The following is a 26,805-nucleotide window of genomic DNA, read 5'->3' on the forward strand; positions in this document are numbered from 1 at the left end:
AAAATATTAGAAACCCACTTTTAATGATACACCGAATGAACGAACACTTGGGCCACCGCCAAACTCACCGAACTCACCAGATAAGTCATTGCTGAATGTTGAAACCTCAGGGTCGATAAATGAGTTTTCTTTAGGAACCCAAACAAATAAATTACGACCAAAAACAGACACACTAGCATTACTTGCAGCGATTTTACTTACCATTGATTTAGGGAAAGTATATGTCAATGAAAGATCACGCATTTTAATAAATGATTTGTCAAGTACGAATTCTCTTGACATACTATTATTATTTGTCTGGTTGAAGTAATCAGCAATGCTCGCCATACCAATTGCTGTAGTATTTTCTACATAACCTGTTACTTTACCATCCGAACCAATAACCTCATTAACTGAGTTTGGAACTAAGAACGGCTTACGATCATTAAGCGTAGTATTTACTGCATTACCCACAAAGTAATTTAAGCGCGAGGTGTATGAGTACATTAAACCACCTTTACGGAAATCAAATGAGAAACCTAGAGCCCAATTATCATAAGTAAATTTGTTTACTAAACCCATAGAGAATTTACGGTTGATATCACCATAAACAACTTTATCCTGAGCTACCAAAGGAAGACCATTAGAGGCATTCACAATAACTCTACCATCAGGAGTAGTTTTCGCAGCATGACCTTTGATCAAGCCTAACGGCTGACCAACCATTGCTACTAAGTCTACACCATATGCAGTGTTCAATTGTACTTCAGTTAAACTATTTGGAAGTTCTAATACTTTATTATTGTTTTTAGAATAAGTATAAGTCAAATCCCATCCAAAATGCTGTCCTTTAATAGGAGTTATATTAAGCGCTAACTCAACACCTTTATTTTGGATTTTACCAAAGTTAGTAATACGGCTTGTGTAACCACTTCCTGCTGAAATAGGAACTGCTAAGATTTGATCTTTAGTAGTTTTATCGTAGTAAGCAACATCAATTCCTACACGGTTGTTAAAGAAACGTAAATCAGCACCTAATTCCCATTCTGTAGTTAACTCAGGGCGTAATTGAGGGTTACCAATCTGATTGCTTACTTCAAACGAACCAACACCATTCATTGGGAAAACAAGGTTACCAAACCCTAATCCAACATTACCTGCTGTTAAGTAGTTTGCAACTGAATAAGGTTGGGCATCATTACCTGTTTTACCAATACTTGCACGAAGTTTTGCAAAAGAAATGGTAGAATTTTGTAAACTTTTGAATGCATCAGTAACTACAAAACCTAAGTTAGCTCCTGGATAGAAGAAAGAGTTTTGATCTTTAGGAAGCGTTGAAGACCAGTCGTTACGAGCATTTAAAGTAAGGTATAAATAATCTTTATACGACAAGTTTGCCTGTGCATATGTACCAACTAATCTACGTTTTGAATAGAACGAAGATGAATTTGGAGAATTTGCAGAGTTAGAAAGATCATAGAAACCATCTAAAATTAATCCTTCAACACGAGTATTTACAATACGATTATCGCGTTGATTAACGTTTATACCCACCAAACCGTTGATTGTAAAATCACTATTGATCTTTTTCTCAAGGTTTACAATGAAATCAGTATTTAACTCAGCGCTGTAATTACTGTTTTCCTGAACACCACCTACTAATGCTTTTTTGCTTGCATTAGGAGTACCTGCTTTTGGAGCTGCCACAGCTTGCCAGTCTTTTAACCTACCGTTGGTAATATCTACCCCTAATTTCCAGCTTGCTGAAATCCAATTAGCAAATTTATAATCTAAAGCAGTGTTTCCATAGAAACGGTCGCTTTTGAAATTATTACCGTTTTCGTTTACAGTAAAATAAGGATTTTGCGCATAAGGGGTAAAGTAGTTATCAACATTATAGTATACATTTTTGTAATCCTCTAATGACGAAATGTTGATATCAACAGGTGTTTGAATAAGCTCCTGGAATAAAGTAGCACCAGTGGTGGTTCCTTGTCCTGTACTTACTGCTTTCGCGTTACGATTAACATAATTCAACGATGCCGAAGCTTTTAAACCACCTAACATAGTAGATCCTCTTAATGCAATCGTATTTCTTTTATACGAATCTGCATCCGTTGGAACTATACCGTCACTTGCAATATTACCGTAAGATAAATAGAATGAATTTTTTTCAGTACCACCACTGATCGCGATAGTATTATTGAATTCATTTCCTGTTGTGTAAAAATCTTTGAAACGATTAGTATTAGCAACATAAGGCTTAGATAGTTGCTCTCCGTTTACAGCATTACCCCATGGACGATTAACTCCATCTAATGCTGGACCCCATGAACCATTTTCATGGCTATCAAATGCACCACTCCATCCCTGACCATTTCTGCTTTGTAATGTTGGTGTAAATAAAGCATTTGAAAACGTTGAAGAAGTTGTGAAATCAACTTTAGTTTTACCAGCCTTACCACTCTTAGTTGTAATAACAATAACCCCACTTGCGGCACGAGAACCATATAGAGAGGTTGCTGCTGCACCCTTAAGGATGGTCATTGATTCGATGTCGCTTGGATTGATATCGTTTGAACCATTACCAAAGTCAGTCGTTCTAGAAATTGAAGTACCAGTAGATGCTCCTGCTGCCACTCCTAAAGCATTAGTAGAAGCTGAGTTACTAATAGGAACTCCATCCACTACATATAACGGTTGATTGTTACCCGTTAGTGAAGCATAGCCACGTAAGATTACTTTTGAAGATGCTCCTGGCGAACCTGATTGAGAAGAAATTTCAGCACCAGCAACTTTACCCTGCAATCCATCCATCATACTTACAGGAGAAGTTTTGGTAATGTCTTCTTTAGAAATTGAACTTGCTGAATAACCTAAGGCTTTTTTCTCACGAGAAATACCTAAAGCGGTTACAACAACCTCACCTAATTGTTTTGAATCTGCTTCTAAAGCAACATTCACAGTATTTGACGAACCTAAAGTAATTTCCTTTGAGGAATAACCTACAAACTTAAATACTAAAGTTCCACCCTGAGGAACCGCAATAGAGTATTTACCCTCTGCGTTAGTTTGGGCTCCAATTGAGCTTCCTTTTACTAGGATGCTCACGCCGGGGATGGGGCCCCCGTCTAATTTGTCAGTTACCGTACCAGTAACAGTACGGGTCTGAGCCATCACAACATTTGCGATAAATACAAATGCCATGATGAAATAGAGTAACCTTTTCTTCATATAACTAAATTTTAAGGCCTCTAAACTATTGGAATATTTAGAGTAATACAAGTGCATGCAACATACTCGTTACATTCTTTTTTGTATACTAAGCACAAAATAATATTTTACATGGAACTAAAAAAAGCAATAATAAGCAATCAAAAAGCTGATTTATGGACAATTACAAAACAATATTTAGAGACAAAAAAGTCTGAAAATAGAGTAACTAACGGTTATTTTGTTACAGGCGAGATCAAAATGAATCAAGTTTGTTACACAACAAATGTGTTAAAAGATCGTAACTGACGTACTCAAAAATATTCAATGACTTTTATCATGGGTGAGCTTTTAATCAGCAAAAAACCTGAAAGATTTTTCTTTCAGGGTCTGAATAAAATTAGTTCTAAGTTAAATGACTCTTAACCAATACAAAAACTGTGGCTTGCTACCTAGTTCCGCCGGCCCACCAAACATTTTCCGTTTTTACATATTGGCCATTACCATAAACAGCTCTTACATTAGGATTAGTAGTTACATCGCTGTTTCCATAAGTAAAACGTAAAGGGAAAACAAAAACGCCTTAAGAAAAATATTCTTAAGGCGCTTTTAAAAAATTACTACAATCTATTACTGTGCTTGCACTGAAGTTGAATAGTTTTTATCCAAGTCCCACCATAAGTTAGTTGAAACTTTGTCTGCTCCACCTAGCAATTGAACACCTGCTGCATATTTAGCTTGATTGTTCAATGCTTCACTTTGAGGGAATATCTGACGGCTAATAAAGTTCTTAGCATCTTTGATATCATTTCCAGCAGGGAATGTACCAGCTCCCGGATCACGGTATTTAGGAACATCAAATGCAGGCAAGTTCAAACGACGTTTGTCATTCCAAGCTTGATAAGAAACATCAGGATAGTTAGCAATGTACTTTTGGGTAATGATTTTTTCTAAACGAGTGTTACCCGCACCAGTATTATCATCATAATTAGCCGAAGTACCCCACCCATTTTTAGCATTAGATAATAAGTAGTTATCTGCTCCTTGTACGCTCCATGCTGCGAATGAAGCTTTTACACCTGCTTCATACCATTGCTTAGCGTTTTGTGAAACAAAACCACGTTCCGCTGCTTCTGCAACCAAGAAACATACCTCAGGAAACAGGAACAAGTCAATCTTTTTCTTATCATTAGGAATCACATAGATCTCACTGATATAAGAATTGTTTGGGCCGATATTCACATGCTCATCACTTGGTAAACCTGGATAAACTCCAGTCCATTTTTTCCCGTTAATGCTTGGATCAAAATATCTTGAACCACGTGGGTCAACTACTGCAGGAGCGGTAGTTGCGCTTCCATCATATGCAATACCACCTATTCCTGTAAGAATTTTTGCAAAGGTAGATGTCATTGACATTTTTTCTCCCCAGCTAACCTGATACATAAAATAATTATAAGCATTACCCCATCCACTGGTACCTGCAATGCGCGCATCACCACCAGCTTGCATTAAACCGCCTGATGCAGTAAGTGCTGCTTCTACTTGGGCCTTACATAACTGAGGGTTTACTTCCGATAATTTCATTGCTAAACGAAGACGCAAAGAGTTTGCAAATTGCTTCCATTTAGTCATGTCACCAAAATAAATCTGGTCTTCAACAGTAAGGAAATCCCCGTCTGGATTAAACTGTTTTACAGCTTCATCAAGTTCGGTGAAGAAGAATGCATACTGCTTCTCTAGTGATTCATAGTCTGGCGTTTGATCAGCTGGACTTTTAGGAAAAGGAATCGGACCAAAGTAGTCTGTTGCCTGAGATTGAACATACACTCTCCAGATTCTTGCTAAAGCAACACTGTTCTGACGAACCGCAATGTCTTTACCTTGAGCAATAATTGTGTTTACTGCGCTTAACCATTGGTAATGACCTTTCCAGAAATCAGCATTCCATCCATTATTTGGAGTGTAGTTTCTTGTTGTCCAACCACCAGATGGATTGATATATTGTGAGTAAAAGTCGATGTTAAGGTTTTTAATACGCTCATGTAAATGGGCAGCACCAGTCATACCTCCATCACCACGAAAGTTTAAATCAGCGCCATATCTTAATACCGTTCCTAATGCAGATTTGTTAAAATCATACATATCCGGAGTCGGTCTGTTAGGGTTATCATTCAGTCCATCAAGGCCTTGTTCACAGCTTGCTAAAAATACAGTGCAAGCTAAAAGCCATTTTGATATATTATGTTTTTTCATGTTCAATTCTCCGATTAAAATGTTACGTTAAGGTTAAATCCTAGGCTACGTAAAGTAGGCATGCTACCAAACTCAATACCTTGAGCGTTACCATTTGAGTATCCTGATTCAGGATCAAAACCTTTAGTTTTGCTATAAATCATGAACAAGTTACGTCCAACAAGACTTAATTTAGCAGAAGCAAAAGGAGATTTGCTCATTAATCCTTTCGGGAAACGGTAGCCAAGAGTTACTTCACGTAAACGAACGTTTGTTGCATCGTAAATCCAAGGCTCAGCACCACCATCTAATCTGTTCCAGTAGTTTTGAGATGTTGTTTCAACCGTGTTTTTAGCTCCAGTTGATGTAACACCATCAACAAGCATTTTATCACGACCCTCAAGAGTTCCTGCCAATGTACCAGCAGTCATACCACTTCTGATAGAACCCATGTAAACACTACCTCCATAACGCATATCAACCTGGAAACCTAAACTTACATCACCAAAATTGAAGTTGTTATTTAAGCCTGCCATCCACTGAGGATTGAAATTACCTAACTTAACAAATTCAGTAGTGAAAGTAGGTAAGCCTGTTTCGTCAACAACAATGTTATTTTGTGCATCACGGATATAAGCCCTACCGTATAAGTCACCATAAGCACCACCTTCTTTAGCTACAATTTGAAGGAAACCTCCGGTACTGTTATCGTTTAAGAATTGAACTTTACTTTTATCTGTTAGCTCTACAATTTTGTTAGTATTCTTAGCAAAATTTAAGCTTACATCCCAGTTGAACTTACCAGACTTAACAGGGTTAGCAAATAATACGGCTTCGATACCTTTGTTATTTACCAAACCTGCATTCATGTACTCATACTCATAACCATCTGCACCTGAACTTTGTACACGTAGAATCTGATTTTTTGAATCTTTGTTATAATAAGATATATCTAATCCTACACGGTTTTGAAGAGCCTTTAACTCTACACCAAACTCATAAGATTCGATTGTTTCGTTTTTCAAATCATACAATGCTTTTGTGTTTGAAGCATTTGCATTGATTACTGGGATAATGTTACCGTTTGGATCGGTTGTTCTGTCAACTGCAATATCCATGTAGTTTAACAACTGGTAAGGTAATGCATCATTACCAACCTGTGCCCAAGAAGCACGAACTTTAGCGTATGAGAATGGACCTAAATTGCTTCCTTTACGCTCTAACATTTCTGAGATTACCCAGCTAGCACCAACCGATGGATAGAAATAAGAACGGTTATCAGGGCTTAAGGTTGAAGTCCAGTCATTTCTTGCAGATAAATCTAGATATAAGTAGTTGTTGTAAGACAACGATGCAGTTGCATATAACGAATTGATACGTTTACGTGCTTCTGTATCTGCTACTCTTTGATTTAAACCGTTATTTAACTTAAAGAAGTTAGGGATAAATAAACCGTTTGCATCACCAACCATTAAGTTACTTCTTTGATACATGGTGTTACCACCTGCAGTTGCAACAAAACCTAATGCCGGTGAAATGTTTTTATTTAATGATACTAAGAAATCAGTGTTTGATTCATAGAATTTCTCATCATTAACGATATAAGTACCTGATGTTTCCCAGTAAGGAGTGTTTGTAGCCTGACGCATATTATACTGCGCATTATACATATCCATACCTTGACGAACTTGTACGTTTAACCAACTGTTTAAGTCATATTTAAACGACAAGAAACCCATAAAACGGTTACGACGGTCGTTATTGGTGTTGTTGTAAGCAGCCCAGTATGGATTTCTTACTAAACCAGCATAGTTTGAGGTCCATGATAATGGTTTACCAGTAACATTAACGCCATCCATTTGAGCACCCGCCGGGAAAGCATATCCATCGGTTGAACGCAAATCAGAGAAGTGAACTGAACGAGGCATTAAAAGGTAGTTTCTGAAAATGTTATCAGGGTCACCAGCAACCTTAATACGATTTTCAGTTTTTTGATTAGAATAAGAGATTTTGGCATCTGTTGAGAATTTCTCATTCAGTTTACCAGTACCTCTTAATGTAAATGAAGTTTTATTAAATCCACTGTTAGGAACAATACCCTTATTATCAACTCTCATTAATGAAGCACGGAAAGTGGTGTTGTCATTACCTGTGCTCATTTCAAAGTTGTTAGTCCAGGTATTACCTTTTTCGATAAAGTCATTTAAGTTATTATTTCCGGCTGAGAAAGGAACACTTTTACCAGTATAATCAGTAACCTGTTGACCTTCCATTTTAGGGCCCCAGCTACCAGTTGCATTAGCATTAAACACACCTAAAGTACCTTGCCCATATACATTTTGGAAGTCCGGAGTTTGCATTGGGTTATCTACAGTTAAAGACGAGCTCAATGATGCAGAGAATCCTTTTTTACCTTTTTTGGTGGTGATCATGATAACACCATTACCAGCTCTTGATCCATAGAGTGCTGCAGCAGCTGGGCCTTTCAATACAGAAATTGATTCAACATCATCAGAAGCAACGTCGTTGATACCAGAACCTTTGTCAATTGATTTGTTACCCCAGAAATCGGCAGTATTACCCGAGTAGTTATCAATTGGAACTCCATCCACAACTACTAATGGTTGATTGTTGCTTCCTAAAGAGTTGTTACCTCTTAAAACAATGCGAGTAGAACCAGTTGGTCCGGTTCCGTTTTGTTTAATTTGCAAACCGGCCACTTTACCAGAAAGAGCATTCACCATATTTGGGTCACGGCTTTCAGTTAAAGCATCTCCTTTCAATTCTTGCATAGAATATCCAAGAGCTTTTTTCTCTCTCTTAATACCAAGAGCGGTTACTACTACCTCACCTAATTGCTTAGAGTCAGTAACTAGTTGAATGTTAATGGTTGCTGATGAACCTAATTTTACTTCACGTGCAGTATAACCCACAAACGAGAATACTAATGTGCTGCCTGCATTTGCTTTGATAGAATACTTTCCATCAATATCTGTTTGTGTAGCAGTGTTGGTGCCCTTAATTAAAACGGTAACCGAGGGCATCGGTTGATTGTCTTCTGCCGAAGTTACCGTACCGGTTATGGTACGGTCTTGGGCATACGCTGCGGTTGTTAATAACAACAGCAGTGACATGAGTTTAAGTAGAAACTGTTTCATACGATTGGAAATATTAATGCGAGTAAAATTATATTTTTTTTATACTCAGCAAAATAGAATTAAAATTTTTGCAATGAACATTTGACAATTTAATATTTTTTATAAGAAACATTATACATAACTAATTAATTTTCAATAGATAAGATGCAAATAATTTTTTTTGATTGTGTAGTATGTACACTTTAAACTGATTATCAAATATTTACAATAACAGCATTTTTAATATATTATTTTCAATAAAAACATTGTTTTAATATCTTTTTTGCATTGGAACTTTTGGCCATTTTTGCCGTTTTAGCAACAAAAGATGCAAAAAAATTGCAATTTCTAAATTTCATGCAAAATAATTTAAGCCTCGGCTATTTATGACCGGGGCTTAAATTTGATTTAAAACAGGTGACTAAATTCTTTATCAACACTAGTATTCTTTAAAAAACTTGAGTTATTCCGGAAACAAAATGCACAATATGCACTACTAAAAAAGGCTGCATAAATGCAGCCTTTTCTCATTAAAAGTTGTACATCAATAATTATTTAGCCCACCAGATTTTTGTATTTTCTTTGTCAAGACATTGACACCTATAGCTGTATCAACCTTTGCTTTATTCAACTAAGTTCTGTAGGATGCTCCATTCAATCTGCATGCTGCGTAGTGGATAAACAAAGAGGCTGCCTTTTCTAGACAGCCTCTTTAAAATCTATTAAAAGAACAACTTATTTATCCCACCAAACCCTGCTCGTAAGAACATCTCCTCCTGTTAAAGCCGCTACCGCAGCCTGATAATTAGCACCATTCACAGACTGTTCAGCGACAGGGTAAGTGAAGCGTCTTGGAATAGCCGCACCAATAACTGATGTTGGATAATCGGTTGGCGTTAATGCAGGAATACCTGTTCTTCTCCAGTTGGCGTATGATTCATAGAAGTTATAGGTTGTTCCGCAAGTAGCCCAAATTTGCTCATTAATATCTTGTTCCGGATTACTTAATGTTAAACCATTAGCATAAGTATCAGCAGCGGCTAAGTCAACAGCAATGCCATAATGAACAAAGGCGCGAATTCCCAAAGACACTCCTTTCCTGAAATAGGTAGTGGCATCACCAGAAACATAACCACGCTGAACTGCATCTGCAGCTAAAAGTTGTGCTTCAGATGCCGTCATAAAAAAGGTTGGGCTGTTAAATAATAAGGTTTTAGTGGCAGGTTGAACGTAACCATCTAGTGATCCTGGATAGCCGGGGGCTGTTTCAATACTTTTAACCCCACCCAAGTCGTAACCGTTAGGCATACCTATTGAGGTTGCGGTTGCAGGACTTCCCGTTGCTGGGTTTTCGGCAAATAAAGCTAAACGAGGATCACCCTTAGATTTCAACCAATTAACAAAAGTAGCAGAAACCCGATCAGCGGTGCGCTCATACCCTTGCAATATTACTTGCGACACCCTGTTTTTTGTTAAGCGATCACCTGCTTCATCTCCAAAAACAATAGCATCTTGGTTCTCATTGTCTAAAATTCCTCTTCCAATTGCTTTAGCGGCATATGCTTTAGCATTGACAGCATCAACTTTAACCAAACGCATTGCTAAACGCAGCTCTAATGAATTAGCTAGTTTTTTCCAGTTATCAATATTGCCCTGATACACCAAATCATTGACTACAGCACCTCCAGCAGAAGCATCCAAAGCCTGAGAGGCCTCATCAAGTTCCTTCAGCATATCCATATAGATATCTTGTTGCTTATCATAAACAGGTGTTAAGACCTGATCATAATAACCACGACCCGCCTGAAAATATGGAACATCTCCATATAAATCGGTTATGCGATGAAAGGTAAAAACTTTCATTATGCGAGCGACCTGATACAAATTGGCATATTGAGGTTTGTCTTTAGTTAACGCTAATAAATCAACTACAGCTTTAACTTGTTCGGAATATGATTTTTCCCAATAGGCAGATAAATAAGCATCATTTCTTCTGGTTTTATCTCCTACCCAGTAACCATTTACCGATGCAAGTTGCTGTGTCATCATAGAGCAATAGATCAAATTGGCTCGCCAAGTTTCATAAGAAAAGTCGGTTGAACCAGTATAAGTTACTTGAGCATTTGAAAGTATCAGATTGGGATCAACTGTTTGCCCTGACGCTCCTGTTGGATCTGTATTTAGATCTACGAAATCACTAGTACAACTAGCCGTTACAACAGTAATGGAAGCGACTATAAAGAACAGTTTTCTATATATATTTTTCATGAGAATTTCAATTTAAATAAGTCATCACCTACTGCTAGAATTTGAAGTTTAAGTTTAAACCAAAACTTCTGGTTGATGGAACTCCTGCCAGTTCCAATCCTTGTGCAGCCGAATTGTTATAGTTTGATTCAGGATCAATATTGGAGGTATGTTTCATTAATACCGCAAGGTTACGTGCAACGAAACTGATCTTTAACCCTTGAATCTTATTATTGAACATTGAAAGAGGGAAGTCATAACCAAGAATTACCTGACGTAATTTTATAAAACTTGCATCCTCCACAAATTGTCCGGATACATTGGAACCGAAATTGGCATAATAACTTTGAGCATCAAAACCCGATTTATCCCTGTCAATTAGTGTTGCCTGGGTTAAGCCAGCTCCTGTTGCATAAGCATTGGTACCTGAAAAGATCTTAGCACCCCATTTACCATCTATCAAGAATGATAAATTGAATCGTTTATAATAGAACTCATTGCTTAAACCGGTATTATATTTATAATTACCCGAACCGTAAGCAATTAAATTTCCACGCAAAGGCACGCCATTAGCATCTCTCAAAATATTTCCACTTTCGTCTCTGCTATAATCAAAAGCCATAACCTGTGAAGCTTCCTTACCAACTATTTGTTGAATAAAAGCAGTTTCAGTACGTCCAATACCTATTTGTATACTCGTTAAATCACTAGCAAGGCTTACTACTTCACTATTATTCACTGATCCGTTAAAGGAAACATTCCAGGTGAAATCATTATTTTTAATTGGTGTTCCGGTTAACATTAATTCCCATCCGGTATTCTTCAATTTACCAACATTTAATACAGCTGAAGGATAACCTGTAGAAACTGAAGTAGTAACAGGCACAATGTCATCATTGATCTGTTTGTTATAATAAGTAAGGTCGATTCCCAAACGATTTTGGAAGAATTTAACTTCAGTACCTGCTTCAAATTCCTTGATCGCTCTTGGTTTCAACCCTGCATTTGGAATTGAACCGTTAGCTATTTGCCCGATCGGAACTCCATTAATAGTACCGGCAATGTTATAGGTAAGTGTTGTTTGATAAGGCAGTTCTCCACCACCTCCAACTTCAGCATAACCTACCCTCACTTTACCATAACTAAGTGTATTTGATTTCAGGAACTCTGAGAAAACGAATGAGCTACTTACCGCAGGGTATAAGTAAGATATCTTATCTGATGTTGGAGAAGCTAATGTTGAATACCAATCATTACGTAATGAAAGGTTTAGGTAAAGGAAGCTTCTGTATGCCAAATCAGCTGTAGCATAAACTGAATTAATTCGTGAGTTAAAATCAAAGTAAGCGTTGGTTTTACTGGTTGTATTAGGAATAGTATATAAGAAAGGAATTGAAAAAGTTGACCCGGAAAGATTGGTTAGTTCATTACTGCGCTTCATCATGTTTGCGCCAACAGAAGCGTCTAATGTAAGATCTTTCGCTATTGTGTGACTTATACCTACTAATGCATCTGCATTTAACTCTGAGAACCGCGCACTGTTATCTCTCATGTCACCAAATTCACGGTAAGCGGTACCAGTTGGGGTTACATTAGTAAATCGGTCATTATATGCATCCTGAACCACGCGGCCTTGAATATACAGCCAATCTAATATATTCCACCGTAAACTTGCATTAGCAATAATGCGATTACGATGTGTATTATTGACAAATTTTTCAGCAGCAAAATAAGGATTGGTAGTAAACGTATTTCCGGTAAACTGAATTTCACTGCCGTCTGGATGGTAGCCTGGCGCCAGCACTTGACTTGCTTGAATACTGTTAGCAACAAAGGCAATACCGAAGTTAGAGTTACCCGGCGCATCAGACAAGTTTGGCCTGTTTTTAGCGTCTTCAACTGTATAATTTACTACTACATTGGCTGTTATTTTTTTGCCAAGTTTAGCTGTTGATCCAAGGTTAAAGCTCCATCTGTCTAAATATGAATTAGGAATAACCCCAGTATTATCCATTTTACTTGCTGAAAACCGGAACGTAGCTGTTTCAGTTCCTCCTGTTAAAGCGATGGTGTTGGTAAATGTTCCGCCTGTCCTATAAAAGTCTTTTATATTATTTTTTTGAGCTACATAAGGTCTTGACACACCATCTAATTGAATTACATTTGAACCATCAAGTCGGGCTCCCCAACTTGAAGCTCCATCATTAAGTGCTTCTTCAATAGTCGTTGGCTTTAAGCCTTGATGGCCTGAACCATATTCGTATTGATAATTGGTAAAATCATTGATTTCATCAATTTGGTAAGTTGAGTTGAAATCAACCCCAATACCCTTTTGAGCTTTACCACTTTTTGTAGTGATCATAATTACTCCAGCGCCTGCTCTTGATCCATACAATGCAGCAGCTGCAGCTCCTTTAAGTACACTAATAGATTCAATATCATCTGGATTAATATTTGAAATACCATCACCTAAGTCGGCACCACCATATTGTCCCGCAGAACCTTCAGAGCTGGCAGCTCCTGTTACTATTGCACTACCTGAATTGCTATTATTCATTGGAACTCCATTCAAAACATACAATGGCTGTGATGAACCTGTTAATGAAGAAGATCCTCTGATAATTACGTTGGCGGCCCCCCCGGGGCCTGAAGCCGGACTCGCCACACTAACACCAGCCACTTTTCCTGCTAGTGCATTTGCAACATTAACCTCACGGGCTTGTGTCAATTCATCCCCTTTTACCTGACCAGTAGCATAACCAACGCTTCGGGCTTCTTTTTTTATACCCAAAGCGGTAACTACGACCTCTCCGATCATACGGCTATCGGTTACTAACGTAACGTCGATCACATTAGATGAACCTAATGTTACCTCACGGGTGGTATAACCTACATAAGAAAAAACCAGGGTTGCTCCATCTGATGTTTTGATACTGTACTTGCCCTCCAAATCGGTTTGGGTGGCGATATTCGTCCCTTTTATTAGCACAGTAACTGATGGCAATGGCTGCTTATCATCAGAAGAGATTACAGTACCGGTTACGGTACGTTGTTGTGCGAGTGCTGTTGCAGAAATTACAAGCAGCAGCACTACAAGCATTACTTGTAGATACTTTTTCATGTTGAGAGCGTTTAGATACTAGAATAAATTTAGCATTATTATCTGATTTTCAAAATTTTATCCACCTTAAACTTCTAGCCCATTTTTTTTAGTTACGATTAATTAATAGTGTATTATTTACAATAATTATAAAATTGTTGCCATTTTGATAACATTATCTAAAAAGGAGAACCGCCAGAAGAAAATGCGAAGTTTTTTGACGGATCATACCGACTTTTCATTATGAAGTTTTAAAATTATAGCTAATAGTTAACGTTACTAATGAAAAAATGGCAACAGAAATGGCATTCCTTCATATAACTATCAGAAATATATTTCTTTGTATACAAAATGAAATATGCATCATTTTGTAAAATGCATGTTACATTTAGTACTATGTATTGCAAAGTATTATTAAAGACATATATCTTTGTAATATGATAATCGAAAACACGCAAACCCAAATGAGGAAAGGAATACTTGAGTATTGTATTCTTTCAATTATTTCCCGAGGGGAAATATATGCCTCTGATATTATGGAGGAGTTGCGTAATGCCCGTCTGCTAGTTGTGGAGGGCACGCTCTACCCTCTGCTAACGAGATTGAAAAACAATGGCCTGTTAGTTTATAACTGGGTGGAGTCAGCATCAGGTCCTCCAAGAAAGTATTATAAATTATCCGAAGATGGTCAGAAGGTTTTAGATCAGTTAGATGTAACATGGCAAGAACTGGTTTATGCAGTAACAACCACCACATCAAAAAACGGAATGGTAAATCAACCCCACAACAACCAAGAAACAGGAGAAACAAACTAACCGAACAACCTATAACTCTACAGAAATGAACAAGACGATAATTATAAATATAAGTGGCATTATCTTTCACATAGAGGAGGATGCTTACGAAATACTCAAATCCTACATCAATGATGTTAAAAGGCACTTTGCCTCATCATCTGATAGCTTCGAGATCATAACCGATATAGAAAATCGTATCGCTGAGCTTTGCAATGAAAAGCTGAAAAGTGAAAATAAACAGGTTATCGTGTTAGCGGATGTTGAAGAGGTTATCGCTAAAATGGGCAAAGTTTCTGACTTTGATATTGATGAAGAACCTGCTAGCTCTTCAGCATTTACTGATGCTGGTATCAATGATGCTTTTTCAACCAAAGTTAAACGTCGCTTATTCCGCGACTCAGACAATCAAATTGTAGGGGGTGTTTGCGCCGGTGTTGCCAACTACCTCGAAACGGATCCAACCTGGATTCGTTTAATTTGGGCCTTATTAACTTTAACATGGGGATTCGGCTTGGTAATTTACTTTATCTTATGGCTGGCTGTTCCTGAAGCTAAAACGGTTGCCGATAAAATGGCAATGAAAGGTGAAGCTGCTACCTTGGCTTCCATTAAAAAAGCTGCCAGCGACAAGCTGAATGAGGTTCAGAACAACTCTGGTGTAAAAAACTTTCTAAACCGTTTTTTCGAAGTTTTTGGAGGTATTCTTAAATGGGGACTCAAGGCATTTGTCGTTCTTATTGGGATAGTCGTAATTGGTTCTGCAATATTAGCGCTATTTGCCATTGTTACCGGATCTGCGGCTGTACTTTTTGCTGAAGCATTCGGACTGGAGAATATTCCTCCATTACGCTTTATCGAGCCTACCTTCAGATTGCCTTTATTACTTTCTATTTTCTTTTTAGTGTTGATCCCGGCAATCTTTATAATCTGGCTTGGTGCTAAAATCATTTTTAACAGAAGCTTCCTGAATAAAACTGCAGGTTTTACAATGCTTGCTGTGTGGGTAATAGCACTACTTGTATTTGGCGTGTACGCTGGTAAATCAGCAGCAGGATTTAAGGAAGAGGCTTCTATCCGTCAGACCATTGATTTAGCCCCGGTAAAAAACAACGTGTGGTACTTATACGCTGACGATAAGAAATGGTTAACGGGCTCGGATAGCATTCGCTTTAATATCACCTTAAAAAGCGGAAAAAGCATTTCTCATTATAGTGATGATTTCGACTTAGACGAAGTAAATCTTCGCGTCGAGAAAAGTCCTGACAATAAACCTCATCTTGTTAAAGTCTATAAATCTAAAGGGAAGAACTTTGATAACGCTATAAGCAATGCACAAAATATCTTGTATAACTATCTGCAAAAAGATTCTTCAATAACTTTTAATCGTCATTACGAGTTAAAGAATGAAGGATTGTGGAGAGTTCAGGAAGTAGAACTTATTCTTCAATTACCTGTAGGACAAAAGATCGTTGTAGAAAAGCATATGAACTCTATCTTACGCGATCCATACTTCTACGAATGTAACGAAGACAGAGATGAAGATCAAATGACTACTCAATCATGGATTGTTACCGAAACAGGTATTAAATGTTCAAATGGTTATGACCCAACGGCATTTAAACGTTCTGAAGATCTTGATGACTTTATCAAGCGTATTGCCAGAAATGCAATTGACGAACGTCTTAAACAAAAATCAGTGAGTGGCACCATCACAATAGATAGTAACGACCAGGATATTAACGAAGAGTATAATGGTGATTATACAATAAGAACCCAGGTTACGATTAAAGATGGAAACAATACTGTTTCTGAGCCTTATGAGATCATCATCCGTAAACGAAAAGATGCAAAAGATCCATATAGTAAGGACACCTGGAAAGTTGAAAAATATAAAAAATCAAATGGTGAAGATTTTTAATAAAGAGAACTAACCACCTTCATTATACATCAAAAATGGCCGAATGAGTATTTCTTGTTCGCTCTTCGGCCAAATTTTAAAAACAAGAATAAAAAACTACGACAAAGTGCAACTCGCAAGTTGTTCATTGCGTCATAGCTAGTGATAGTGATTAAAGAAGCGTTTGAACAAAATATTTTAATTAAACTAACACAAACAAAATCATCCCATGAAAACCTATCTTATTTATAAGCTCTCTTATTTTTTAATGATGGTTTCTTTTGGATTTATTGCGTCTGCTCAGGAACAATCATTTGAAAAACAAACTCCCAAAACGGCTGAGTCTGTTGCAAAATCAGTTGCGCAGAAATATACGTTAGAGAAACTAAAACCATACACCACCATATTGGAAGTTCCTTTAGATAAAATGATCATAAAGGATTTAGGCAATGGTCGATATAAAATTACTGAGTATATAAAAATTGCCTACAACTCAATACCTGAAAAGTTAATTTATGAAGTATATTTACACTATTCAGGAAATGATTTAAACAGTTCGGTTATTGATAGCTTTAAACGAATTGAAAAATAAGTGTCTCTTTTACTATATATATTAACAACAAAAGGGTGACCAAATGGCCACCCTTTATTTATTTTATAAGGTAACTTTTTATTCTTGCCCTACCAAAAACACGGCATTACTAAATAATAGTTTACCACTTTCCCAGAAACTTCTGAACAAAGGATTGTCTGCCAAGTACACAATCTGTCCCCTGCCAGACTCTTCTACACCAAAAATCAACGTATTTTTAAGTTTGCTTTTGGCTTTATAACCTACGAAACCACTTACTAACCCATTCTCCCCAATAACTCCTACATTCCAGTTTCCTTTTGGCAAAAACTGATAGGTGTTTACATCTTGTCGCAATGAGAAATAAGCATCCTTATACCCAAAAGCCAAAGGATGAGAATTATCTAATTTGATCTTATAAATACTACCAATGCTTGTCTCTGACAAATCCCCACGAGCACGAGATTGATATTTGATTACACTTACATCTTCGGTTTTGGCCGTCTCTTCAGCCTCAGTTTTTGTTTTCAATGATATCCCCGTCTTCCCTGCCAATTGCGCTACAGCATATTCCATTGCGATTAATCTTCCGCCACCATTTAACCAGTCTTTTATCTTTCCAAACTCTTTATCCACAGAAAGGAACGAATAACTGCCATTTGGCAAAATCACTACATCATAATCTGAAAGTTTGACACGGCTAAAGGTCCCGGCATCGATCACATCAATGGGATAATTCAATTGCTGATCAAAGAAATGCCATACTTCACCAAACGCATTTTCAGAAACATCATCACCCATCAATACAGCAACCTTTGGCGCTTTAATCATATGTACCGATGAAGATCCTAAATCGGGCCCTTTATTAACAAAGGCTGTTAATGTCATGTTCAACTCCACCCCAAAGTTTTTTGCATTTTCTTTAACAATATTGTCAAACTGATCACCAACACCTTGATTTCCCGAACGTGTAATAATTAATGTACCGGGAGTATACATTTTGTCATTAACCTCGAACTCTGTCTCCGAAAAACGAACATTCACTTTGTTCTTAAGCAACGCTGAAAGAAATTTTGCAGATGCGGAACTATTCCATTCGCATAAATAGGCAACCGGCTGAACCTGAATCATCATTTTTTCTTCCTTGCTGTAAGTTTTGCTTGCAGGTTTTAAAGACGCGGATGATGCATAACTATGCAGCCCCCATGAATAAGGCAAGGCCCATGAGGTAAGGTCATAGGTTATTGAATCAACCAATTTAGGCTGAGGCTCGAACAATACATTCAGAAAAACAGATTTAGGCTGATAACTACTTATTACCATATCATTCTTCTCAATAGAAAATGATTCTGTTTTGCCGGTAATATAATTTAAACCCGATGCCGATTTAACAGCGGAGCCGTATCCGTATTCTATTCCATTACGATCAAGCAGTTTTGCAAAATCCTGAAGTTTTGCAAAATTATCTCCCTTTATTACGTATGATTTATACGGGCCTTTAGGATTGCTTTTCGCCGAAGCAAAGTAGTTTTTAAATTCTTTTACTGCTTTACCCGCATTTTGTGATGCTATTTCAATTGTTGATAAACTGGTAGTAAAATGGTGATCGATACGTTTTGCTAATGTGAGCGTATCACCTTCACGGGTAATTACACCTAATCCTGCCCGCCCGGATCCACCTTGCTCATAGGTCATACCAATTGCTCCATTGAACATCGGATAGGTATCTCCATAACTTGGATAAAACAAATCGAACACTTCTTTGGTAAAGTACAACCAATTATTCTGGTCAAAATACTTAGCATTATTCTTACCAATCATTACCTGAAAATCACGTTGCCAAGTAGTTAAGGCTTCATGATAAGGGGCTGCTGCAGGTGCAAAGAAATACGGTTCATTAATTCCCATTTCATGAAAATCAACATGAATTTGAGGCAACCATTGATTGTACAATGCCATGCGATGTTGTGTTTCCTGTTGCGTTTGCCAAGCCCAATCACGATTTAGGTCGAACAAATAATGGTTGGGGCGACCTCCCGGCCAAGGTTCCTGGTGTTCACGGGTAGCTATGTTAACATTCGCCTCTTTGCCCACACGTTCTGTATAAAAATTCACATAGCGATCATGCCCATCAGGGTTTAAACAGGGGTCTATAATTACAATTGTATTCTTGAGCCATTCTTTAGTTTGCTTATTAGCCGGATTAATCAGTTCATATAACACACGCATTGAGGCCTCTGTTGAAACCGCTTCGTTACCGTGTACGTTATAGCTTAACCAAACAATGATAGGCTGCGTTTCAGAAGCAGTTCCTTGTTGAATACCGGCAAGTTTGAGATTATTCATTCGGATATCCTCAAGTTTCGAGCTGTTTTCTGCGGATGCAACAATTGCCACTTCCAAAGGACGGTGTTCATAAGTTTCTCCATAACGCTGAATTTTAACACTTGAAGAAGCTTTTGAAACGTAATCAAAATAAGATATTACTTTATGTTGTGGAGTAAATCGGGATCCCAAAGGATACCCCAAAAATTCATCCGGCGATTTTATGCTCTGAGCTTGCCCAAAAACAGCACAAAAAAGCAAAGAAAATAAACTAAAAAGCGTTCTATTCATGTTGATATCAATTGCTGCTGAAATTTAATAAATATAACCTTTTGAGCAGTTATATTTTGATAATAAAACCCGCCTCGGCTAAGCCGAGACGGGTCGTAAAAAATATAGATTCAGAAATTAATTTCCGTAACCTTCGTTTTGCTGACCTTTTAAGGCAGGATTTGCATCCATCTCACGTTGCGGAATAGGGAAAACAAGTTTAGGAGAGTTCCACTGAATTCCACCACCTATAGAACCTTTAGTTCTTTTAAGATCAAATAATGATTGTCCTTCAAAAGCAAGTTCTAGTACACGCTCATTTAGAATAACACCCAAGTCAACAAGCATTAATGGTGTTGCCTTTGCCCGCTCCCTAATAATATTTACATCATCAAGAGGCGTTGCTCCTATTGCTGTACCATTCCTGAAATTGGCCTCTGCTCTGATTAAATACATTTCAGCTAATCTAATCGTTTTTACGTTTCCATATTGATTGTTGTATTTGTCACAGAAAGCCTCATCAAAAAATCCATCATCATCATAGGAAATAGTAAATACTTTAAGGCGATCATCAATCTCTTCATATTTTGAAAGAAAACCTTCATTAATGGTTATATCACCACGTCCCGCAAAATCAGAAGTCCCATACACTTCATTCAAGGCGTTAAATCCTTGTTGCAATGTTATCTGTGCAGCAAATACATCTTCACTTGTATTGGCCACAGGGCCTGCTGGATCTGGCACCGGGAATTCATCAATATAGTCCTTTACAAGAGAGAACCTATCGCTCGCTATAACATAATCAGCCTCTTCGGCGGCTTCTTCCCATCGTTCTTGAGTAAGGTAAATTCTCGCTAAAACTGCAGCTGCCGAATAAGTGGTCGCTAAAGAGCTTTTACTTGATGGCAATCCTTCCTTGGCATCAATAAGATCTTTGATAGCCTGTTCATATACTTGAGCAACAGTACTCCTTTTTACATAGTTTTTTTCCGATACAATGGTAGTTGGCTCTAACACAATTGGAACACCCAAATTTGTAGCAGGATTTCCATCATTCCATGCTTTACCATACATTCTAGCCATTTCAAAATATACCGTTCCACGTATAAATTTCGCACCGGCTTCAATCTCAGCCCTCGAATCTTCATCAGCAATTATTGCCAATTTTGCCAATATATTATTAGTAGTATTGATAGTTCTGTAAGCACGAAGCCAGATATCTGTAGCATAATCATTAGTTACAGTCATTGCTTTATTGTACAGTTCGATATAACCTGAATAAGTTCCTGAAAACCTGAGGTGGGCATCGTTTCCTAGTAAATCTGTACAAAGAGTAGTTCGCCCGCCATAGAAGTTGCTACTTCCTAAATCTGCGTAAGCTCCGATTAATGCCGCCTTAATATCCTTTTCTGTTTTAAAGGCCTTTTCCTCATCTACGTTATCATATGGATCCAACTCCAACTTATCTGAACACGATGACAACATAGTCGTAAAGATCAGCGCTGCAAACAAATATTTTCTATATCGTAATATCATTTTATTCCTTCTTTAAAATCCTACATTAATACCAAAAGTGTACGTTCTAGCTTGTGGGGCCGAATAAAAATCATACCCCTGGACAATATTCGTAGTAAAGGCGTCCGAACTCACCTCTGGATCCCAACCACTATAATTGGTTACCGTTAATAAGTTAAGTGCTGATACATAAAGACGTAAACTTGATATATTAGCTCTTGACAACCATGCTTTCGGCAGATTATATCCTAATGTTACGTTTTTAATACGCATGTAAGAAGCATCCTGCAGATAACGAGAAGAAGTTTGCGTTCCGTTACTAAAAAACTGTCGGGCTTCAGGTACCATGGTAACATCACCTGGTTTTTTCCACGCACCTAACTGATCTGTGGTTTGGTTATCAAAACCATTACTTCCGTTTGCAGCATAAAAAGGAGCTCCACCATTATAAACTTTATTGCCCTGAACACCTTGCAACGTGATTCCTAAATCAAATCCTTGATAAGTGAAGTTATTGGTCATCCCATAAATAAAGTCAGGATTAGGACTTCCGACAACCACACGAGATGCCAAGTTATAATCATTGGTTACACTACGATCGATAGTTCCATCTGCATTTTTTGTATTCTTATACCAAATTGCATCGCCGTTAGCTGGATCAGCTCCGGCAAACTCTGGCAAATAAAACACACCTAAAGCCTGACCTTCCATTGCATAGTTTACAGCGTCCCTTCCGGCAGCAATCAGTTGTCCTCCCAAATCGGAAATCTCATTATTATTAATAGCAAAATTTAAGGAAGTATTCCATTTAAATTTCCCAATCAGGTTTTGAGAATTTATCACAAGCTCAAAGCCATTGTTCTTCATTTTACCAACATTCTTGTAATTAGTCTCGAATCCAGATGTTGAAGGAATTGGCACATCTAACAATAAATCCCGAGTATTCTTCTGGTAATAATCAATCTCTCCATTAATTCGGTTTTGTAGTAAACCAAAATCTAAACCTATATCAAATTGAAGAGTGCTCTCCCAGGTAAGATCAGGATTAGCTATTTGAAGCGGTTGTTGTCCTGGGATTCCGGCATATGCAGTTGCTTTCCATAATCCTCGGGATGCATAGTCGCCAATTCCGGAATTTCCTGTAAGACCATAACTTGTCCGCAGTTTTAGAAAGGAAATTGTTTTTGAATCTTTCAAGAAGTTTTCTTCAGAAATAATCCAACCCAATGAACCGGCAGGAAACACACCATATCTATTATTGACTCCAAACCTGGATGAACCATCGTAACGTAAGCTCAATCCTGCAAGATATTTACTGTTGTACTTATAGTTCAGTCTGGTAAAATATGATAGTAGACTATTTTCATACTTATAAGAAACACCTATAACCTTTTGAGCTCCGCTGTTTAACTTCTTATAAGCATCACTAGGAAACAATTGGGCCTCTACACCGTTTTTATCCGTTGAGTTTTTCTCATAACTCATTCCTAAGATAGTTTCTAAGTCATGCATCTTGTTAAACACAGCTGCGTAACGCAAAAAGTTATTTGTTGTAAATTTTGTACTGGTTAAGTAATGGCTTTCTCCATAACCATCTTCTGTCCCTGTATTCCTAAATGTTAAACTACCATAGTATTTATCCTCATTCTGGTTAAGCAAATCATATCCACCTTCTGTCCTAAATGATAAGTTATCAACGATATTCCAACTCAAATATAAATTCCCTGTATTACGAAAAACACGGGTTTTATTGGTTGTATTATCAACACTTAACAACGGATTATAATAAATTGGATAATTAGATGCAGGACCTGGTAAGCTTCCACTTAGCAAGCCGGTGCGAGGATCAATAATAGGAGTAATTGGAGATAATGCCACAATTTGCAATGGGGTAGAAAATGCATTATCGTCAGATAATCTGTTGTTTAATGAATTAGCTACATAAATATTTGTACCAATCTTCACCTTTTGACTTAATGAATGGTCAATATTCAAACGACCACTAATTAAATCATAAGAGTTATTGATAAGTATACCGTCTTGCTTATTATATCCCCCTCCAATGTAGAAGGTTGTTTTCTCATTTCCTCCGCTAAGAGAGAGGTTATAACTACTTAGTGGTGCACGTTGAAAGGCTTCATTCTGCCAATCTGTATTAACTTTATAAGTTTGATAATCAGTATTACCAGCCGAATAACGAGTCAACCGAGATTCAGCAAAACTTACATAATCATCAATTGCCTCTTGCTCCGACCCATATCCGGTAACATCCATTCGGTAATCATAAATACCACCACCAACTGCTGCCTGACGGGTATAGTTTACGAATTCCTCCGAATTCATGAATTTCATTTTTCCGGTTGGTTCGCTCAAACCAAAGAAAGTGCTAAAGTTAACCTTAGTCTTACCAGCCTTCCCTTTCTTGGTTGAAATTAGTACGACACCATTAGATGCTCTTGATCCATAAATAGCTGCGGCACCCGCGTCCTTAAGAATTTCTACAGATTCGATATCGTTCGCATTTAAATCGGCCATTGGATTGGTTGGCGCAGTAGTACTTGAAAAGTCATCAGTGATCATTGGAATCCCATCGATAACATATAACGGTTGGCTTCCAGCTGTAATTGATGAGGAACCGCGAACACGTACCTTAATACCTTGCCCTAATTTCCCGTTCTCCTGCTGTACAAAAACACCGGCAGCACGCCCTTGAATCGCCGACTCCATGCTGTTAACAGGTAAATTTTCAATATCTTTTGCACTAACTTTTGCAATAGAACCTGTTACATTCTGTTTTATTTGCGTACCAAAACCAACTACAACAACTTCCTGCAGTTGTTTTTCATCGGCTTGCATGCTAACGTTAACGGTAGAGCCAGATACTTTTACTTCATAATCTTTAAACCCTAACGAACTAAATGTCAGGATTGCACCGGTCTCCACTTTGAGAGTAAATCGTCCGTCACCATCGGTTTGTGTACCGCGAGAGCTCCCTTTAATAATCACATTAACTCCTGCCAATGGTTCTCCATCAGCTTTAGAAGTAACTCTTCCTGTTACCTCTTTCATTTGTGCCCAGACAGAAAAGCACATTAGATTGAGTAGAATAAATAGTAAAACTTTCCTCATATATGTATTAAATTAAATTCAGTAGCAATCTGCTATAAATGAAAAAATCATCTTATACACAACAACCGTAGTTATTGAACAAAGCCATTCATCACCATCACTGTTAACCTAACAAGCACATTAAAATCATCCCTTAACCATCACCTGACTATTGGATAGAAACGGGCAAAAAAGGAAATTCTCTGTATGAGATATAGAATTATAAGTAGAGAATAATATTTTATTATAAAGATACTTTCCGAATCTTTATTCTAATTATTTTACAATATATAAAAATTTATAATGCAAACTAAAATTTTTTGGCAATTTGATTAATAAAAAAGCCGTCCCGGTTGAACCGGGACGGCTTTTTGTTATCATTTTAAGCAGAAACTTTTATTTGAATGCTATCATTACCTGATTTTTCTCAACCGTCTCTTTTTCTTTAATTTTCACGCTTTTAACAATGCCATCAGATGGTGACTTAATAATATTCTCCATCTTCATTGCTTCTAAAACAACTAGTGCATCATCCTTTTTCACCTCAGATCCGTCTTCAACCAAAACCTTCAGCACAAGCCCAGGCATTGGAGCTTTAATATCATTTATTTTATGCGAACTTGCCCCATCCATCCCTAAGCTTTGCAACAGTTCATCAAACTTATCTTTTAACTCAACCGTGTATTTATTGCCGTTAATACTTACAACAGCACTTTTTTGAGTGGCATCAAACGCTATCAGCTCGGCACTGTAAGAATGTCCGTCTTTTGTTATTATATGATAATTATCCGCAGATAGTTCTTTTATATCAGCCTTATAAGCAGTATCATTAATGATGAACTGGTCTTTATCTTGTTTTATAGATAAGGTTTGCTTTTTATTGATCGTTGCTTTATACATCTAAGGTTATTGAATATTGAAAGAGGTCAAACATACTGAAAATTCCATTAAAGCCAATTAGTTTGACAACGCGTACTGCACAAGGTTTGCTCCCATCTGTAGTGCTTTCTGATGTGTTTCAGGAGAGTCACCTGAATAAATACCCTGATCTTCCCAGCCATTACCCAAATCACTCTCAAAATCATAAAAACACACTACACGACCCTGAAAAATCAATGCGAAAGCCTGTGGCCTTTTGTTATCATGTTCATGTATCTTGGGTAATCCGTTTGAAAATTTATACTTCTGGTTAAAAATTGGGTGATTAGGTGGTAATTCTACAAATTCAAGCTCCGGAAATACTTTCTTCATTTCCAAACGAACAAACTTGTCAAAACCATAATTATCACAAATATGAAGAAAGCCGCCCCCCATTAAATAATTACGCATATTTTGTGCTTCCTGGGTTGAAAAAATAATATTTCCATGCCCTGTAACGAACACAAATGGATAGTTAAATAACTCTGAACTTCCTGGTTCAACTATGGCTTCATCTGGATAAAAATTTGTTCCTATGTTATCATTACAAAAACGTATTAAATTGGGTAAAGCCGTTCTGTCTCCATACCAATCACCGCCTCCATTGTATTTCAATCTGGCTATTTTATAAGAAGGAGGAGTAAAGCTTGTTAAAATAAGCAAGAAACATGCGAGTAAAAACCCTGATATAAATCGAAACAACTTACAATGCATAACCATTTGTTATATTTCATTAATAAAATTAAGCTGGGTACAAGCCACCACTCCCGCAGTTTCTGTACGCAACCTGCTTTCTCCTAAAGTTACAGGTACAAATCCGTTTTGCAAAGCTAATTCAATTTCAGCTGGTGTAAAATCTCCCTCTGGCCCAATCAGGAGTAAAACTTCCTCATTTGCCTTATACGATTGTCTAAGTGACTGGCGATCATTTTCTAAGCAATGGGCAATATATTTGCTTTTTAGTTTTGATTGAACTATAAATTGTTTAAAATCCGTACTTACATTTAATTTCGGCTTAAAGGCTTTTAAGCTTTGTTTGATTGCAGACACAATAATTTTATTCAACCTATCTGTTTTTATCTCTTTTCTTTCGGAACGCTGGCAAATAATTGGGGTAATCTCATCGATTCCGATTTCGGTTGCCTTCTCCAAAAACCATTCGATCCGCTCTATATTTTTGGTCGGCGCAATAGCAATATGCAGGTAAAAATTTCGCTTGCCGAAATCAGATTGCTTCTCTAACACATGAAGTGTACATCTTTTAGGATGGGCATCAGTAATTTCGGTTTTATAGAATCCTCCTACACCGTCAATCAAATAAACAATATCCCCATTGTTCAATCGCAACACACGAACACAATGCTTACTTTCTTCTTCATTCAGTTGATAATAATCGGCTGAAATATCCGGAGTATAAAAGAGATGCATAAGAAAAATCAGTATAAAAAATTACAGGGAAATACAACATCGTGTATTTCCCTGTTCAATATAGT

15 protein-coding genes are annotated in these 26,805 nt (G+C 37.3%); 4 read left to right on the forward strand and 11 right to left on the reverse strand.

What is annotated here, in order from left to right; genetic code table 11:
* Window positions 1-6 precede the first annotated feature (6 nt).
* The gene (locus SOLCA_RS18170) at window positions 7-3,213 is read right to left on the reverse strand and encodes a SusC/RagA family TonB-linked outer membrane protein (protein ID WP_042480142.1); all 3,207 of its coding nucleotides are present in this window, start codon (window positions 3,211-3,213) and stop codon (window positions 7-9) included.
* A gap of 111 nt (window positions 3,214-3,324) precedes the next feature.
* Between SOLCA_RS18170 and SOLCA_RS23275 the strand changes: the two genes are divergently transcribed.
* Window positions 3,325-3,501 carry a hypothetical protein gene (locus tag SOLCA_RS23275; protein ID WP_014681933.1) on the forward strand — a complete coding sequence of 59 codons (177 nt, stop codon included), beginning with the start codon at window positions 3,325-3,327 and terminating at the stop codon, window positions 3,499-3,501.
* Window positions 3,502-3,822: 321 nt separating this feature from the next.
* Here the strand turns inward: SOLCA_RS23275 and SOLCA_RS18175 are convergent, their stop codons facing one another.
* From SOLCA_RS18175 to SOLCA_RS18190, 4 genes are all read right to left on the reverse strand, one after another.
* Window positions 3,823-5,448, reverse strand: a complete 1,626-nt coding sequence (locus tag SOLCA_RS18175) for a SusD/RagB family nutrient-binding outer membrane lipoprotein (RefSeq protein ID WP_014681934.1) — start codon at window positions 5,446-5,448, stop codon at window positions 3,823-3,825.
* Window positions 5,449-5,462: 14 nt separating this feature from the next.
* Window positions 5,463-8,585 (reverse strand): SusC/RagA family TonB-linked outer membrane protein, encoded by a 3,123-nt coding sequence (locus tag SOLCA_RS18180; RefSeq protein ID WP_014681935.1) that lies wholly within the window; start codon window positions 8,583-8,585, stop codon window positions 5,463-5,465.
* 714 nt (window positions 8,586-9,299) lie between these two features.
* The gene (locus SOLCA_RS18185; RefSeq protein ID WP_014681936.1) at window positions 9,300-10,832 is read right to left on the reverse strand and encodes a SusD/RagB family nutrient-binding outer membrane lipoprotein; all 1,533 of its coding nucleotides are present in this window, start codon (window positions 10,830-10,832) and stop codon (window positions 9,300-9,302) included.
* Between the two features lie 34 nt (window positions 10,833-10,866).
* The gene (locus SOLCA_RS18190) at window positions 10,867-13,932 is read right to left on the reverse strand and encodes a SusC/RagA family TonB-linked outer membrane protein (RefSeq protein ID WP_014681937.1); all 3,066 of its coding nucleotides are present in this window, start codon (window positions 13,930-13,932) and stop codon (window positions 10,867-10,869) included.
* Window positions 13,933-14,348: 416 nt separating this feature from the next.
* On the opposite strand from SOLCA_RS18190, the gene SOLCA_RS18195 reads away from it, so the two are divergent.
* The 3 genes from SOLCA_RS18195 to SOLCA_RS18205 all read left to right on the forward strand — a co-directional run bounded on the left by SOLCA_RS18195 (window position 14,349) and on the right by SOLCA_RS18205 (window position 17,197).
* Entirely contained in the window at window positions 14,349-14,726 is a 378-nt protein-coding gene (locus tag SOLCA_RS18195; RefSeq protein ID WP_014681938.1) for a PadR family transcriptional regulator, read from the forward strand.
* Window positions 14,727-14,751: 25 nt separating this feature from the next.
* On the forward strand, window positions 14,752-16,626 hold the full coding sequence (locus SOLCA_RS18200; protein ID WP_014681939.1) for a PspC domain-containing protein: 1,875 nt from the start codon (window positions 14,752-14,754) through the stop codon (window positions 16,624-16,626).
* A gap of 208 nt (window positions 16,627-16,834) precedes the next feature.
* The gene (locus SOLCA_RS18205; RefSeq protein ID WP_014681940.1) at window positions 16,835-17,197 is read left to right on the forward strand and encodes a hypothetical protein; all 363 of its coding nucleotides are present in this window, start codon (window positions 16,835-16,837) and stop codon (window positions 17,195-17,197) included.
* A 78-nt stretch (window positions 17,198-17,275) separates the two neighbouring features.
* On the opposite strand, the gene SOLCA_RS18210 is transcribed toward SOLCA_RS18205, so the two are convergent.
* The 6 genes from SOLCA_RS18210 to SOLCA_RS18235 all read right to left on the reverse strand — a co-directional run bounded on the left by SOLCA_RS18210 (window position 17,276) and on the right by SOLCA_RS18235 (window position 26,740).
* On the reverse strand, window positions 17,276-19,792 hold the full coding sequence (locus SOLCA_RS18210) for a M14 family metallopeptidase (protein WP_014681941.1): 2,517 nt from the start codon (window positions 19,790-19,792) through the stop codon (window positions 17,276-17,278).
* Between the two features lie 117 nt (window positions 19,793-19,909).
* The gene (locus SOLCA_RS18215) at window positions 19,910-21,307 is read right to left on the reverse strand and encodes a RagB/SusD family nutrient uptake outer membrane protein (RefSeq protein ID WP_014681942.1); all 1,398 of its coding nucleotides are present in this window, start codon (window positions 21,305-21,307) and stop codon (window positions 19,910-19,912) included.
* Window positions 21,308-21,319: 12 nt separating this feature from the next.
* The gene (locus SOLCA_RS18220) at window positions 21,320-24,415 is read right to left on the reverse strand and encodes a SusC/RagA family TonB-linked outer membrane protein (protein ID WP_014681943.1); all 3,096 of its coding nucleotides are present in this window, start codon (window positions 24,413-24,415) and stop codon (window positions 21,320-21,322) included.
* 375 nt (window positions 24,416-24,790) lie between these two features.
* The gene (locus SOLCA_RS18225) at window positions 24,791-25,294 is read right to left on the reverse strand and encodes an acetyl-CoA carboxylase biotin carboxyl carrier protein subunit (RefSeq protein ID WP_014681944.1); all 504 of its coding nucleotides are present in this window, start codon (window positions 25,292-25,294) and stop codon (window positions 24,791-24,793) included.
* 57 nt (window positions 25,295-25,351) lie between these two features.
* Window positions 25,352-26,026 carry a DUF4159 domain-containing protein gene (locus SOLCA_RS18230; protein ID WP_014681945.1) on the reverse strand — a complete coding sequence of 225 codons (675 nt, stop codon included), beginning with the start codon at window positions 26,024-26,026 and terminating at the stop codon, window positions 25,352-25,354.
* A 9-nt stretch (window positions 26,027-26,035) separates the two neighbouring features.
* Window positions 26,036-26,740 (reverse strand): 16S rRNA (uracil(1498)-N(3))-methyltransferase, encoded by a 705-nt coding sequence (locus tag SOLCA_RS18235; RefSeq protein ID WP_014681946.1) that lies wholly within the window; start codon window positions 26,738-26,740, stop codon window positions 26,036-26,038.
* Window positions 26,741-26,805: the final 65 nt, after the last annotated feature.

It is taken from the genome of Solitalea canadensis DSM 3403 (assembly GCF_000242635.2).
Classification (GTDB): Bacteria; Bacteroidota; Bacteroidia; order Sphingobacteriales; family Sphingobacteriaceae; genus Solitalea; species Solitalea canadensis.

Excerpts from the sequence above, each read along its gene's own strand:
- SOLCA_RS18170 (WP_042480142.1), bottom strand. The coding sequence starts at position 3,213 with ATGAAGAAAAGGTTACTCTATTTCATCATGGCATTTGTATTTATCGCA.
- SOLCA_RS23275 (WP_014681933.1), top strand. The coding sequence starts at position 3,325 with ATGGAACTAAAAAAAGCAATAATAAGCAATCAAAAAGCTGATTTATGG.
- SOLCA_RS18175 (WP_014681934.1), bottom strand. The coding sequence starts at position 5,448 with ATGAAAAAACATAATATATCAAAATGGCTTTTAGCTTGCACTGTATTT.
- SOLCA_RS18180 (WP_014681935.1), bottom strand. The coding sequence starts at position 8,585 with ATGAAACAGTTTCTACTTAAACTCATGTCACTGCTGTTGTTATTAACA.
- SOLCA_RS18185 (WP_014681936.1), bottom strand. The coding sequence starts at position 10,832 with ATGAAAAATATATATAGAAAACTGTTCTTTATAGTCGCTTCCATTACT.
- SOLCA_RS18190 (WP_014681937.1), bottom strand. The coding sequence starts at position 13,932 with ATGAAAAAGTATCTACAAGTAATGCTTGTAGTGCTGCTGCTTGTAATT.
- SOLCA_RS18195 (WP_014681938.1), top strand. The coding sequence starts at position 14,349 with ATGATAATCGAAAACACGCAAACCCAAATGAGGAAAGGAATACTTGAG.
- SOLCA_RS18200 (WP_014681939.1), top strand. The coding sequence starts at position 14,752 with ATGAACAAGACGATAATTATAAATATAAGTGGCATTATCTTTCACATA.
- SOLCA_RS18205 (WP_014681940.1), top strand. The coding sequence starts at position 16,835 with ATGAAAACCTATCTTATTTATAAGCTCTCTTATTTTTTAATGATGGTT.
- SOLCA_RS18210 (WP_014681941.1), bottom strand. The coding sequence starts at position 19,792 with ATGAATAGAACGCTTTTTAGTTTATTTTCTTTGCTTTTTTGTGCTGTT.
- SOLCA_RS18215 (WP_014681942.1), bottom strand. The coding sequence starts at position 21,307 with ATGATATTACGATATAGAAAATATTTGTTTGCAGCGCTGATCTTTACG.
- SOLCA_RS18220 (WP_014681943.1), bottom strand. The coding sequence starts at position 24,415 with ATGAGGAAAGTTTTACTATTTATTCTACTCAATCTAATGTGCTTTTCT.
- SOLCA_RS18225 (WP_014681944.1), bottom strand. The coding sequence starts at position 25,294 with ATGTATAAAGCAACGATCAATAAAAAGCAAACCTTATCTATAAAACAA.
- SOLCA_RS18230 (WP_014681945.1), bottom strand. The coding sequence starts at position 26,026 with ATGCATTGTAAGTTGTTTCGATTTATATCAGGGTTTTTACTCGCATGT.
- SOLCA_RS18235 (WP_014681946.1), bottom strand. The coding sequence starts at position 26,740 with ATGCATCTCTTTTATACTCCGGATATTTCAGCCGATTATTATCAACTG.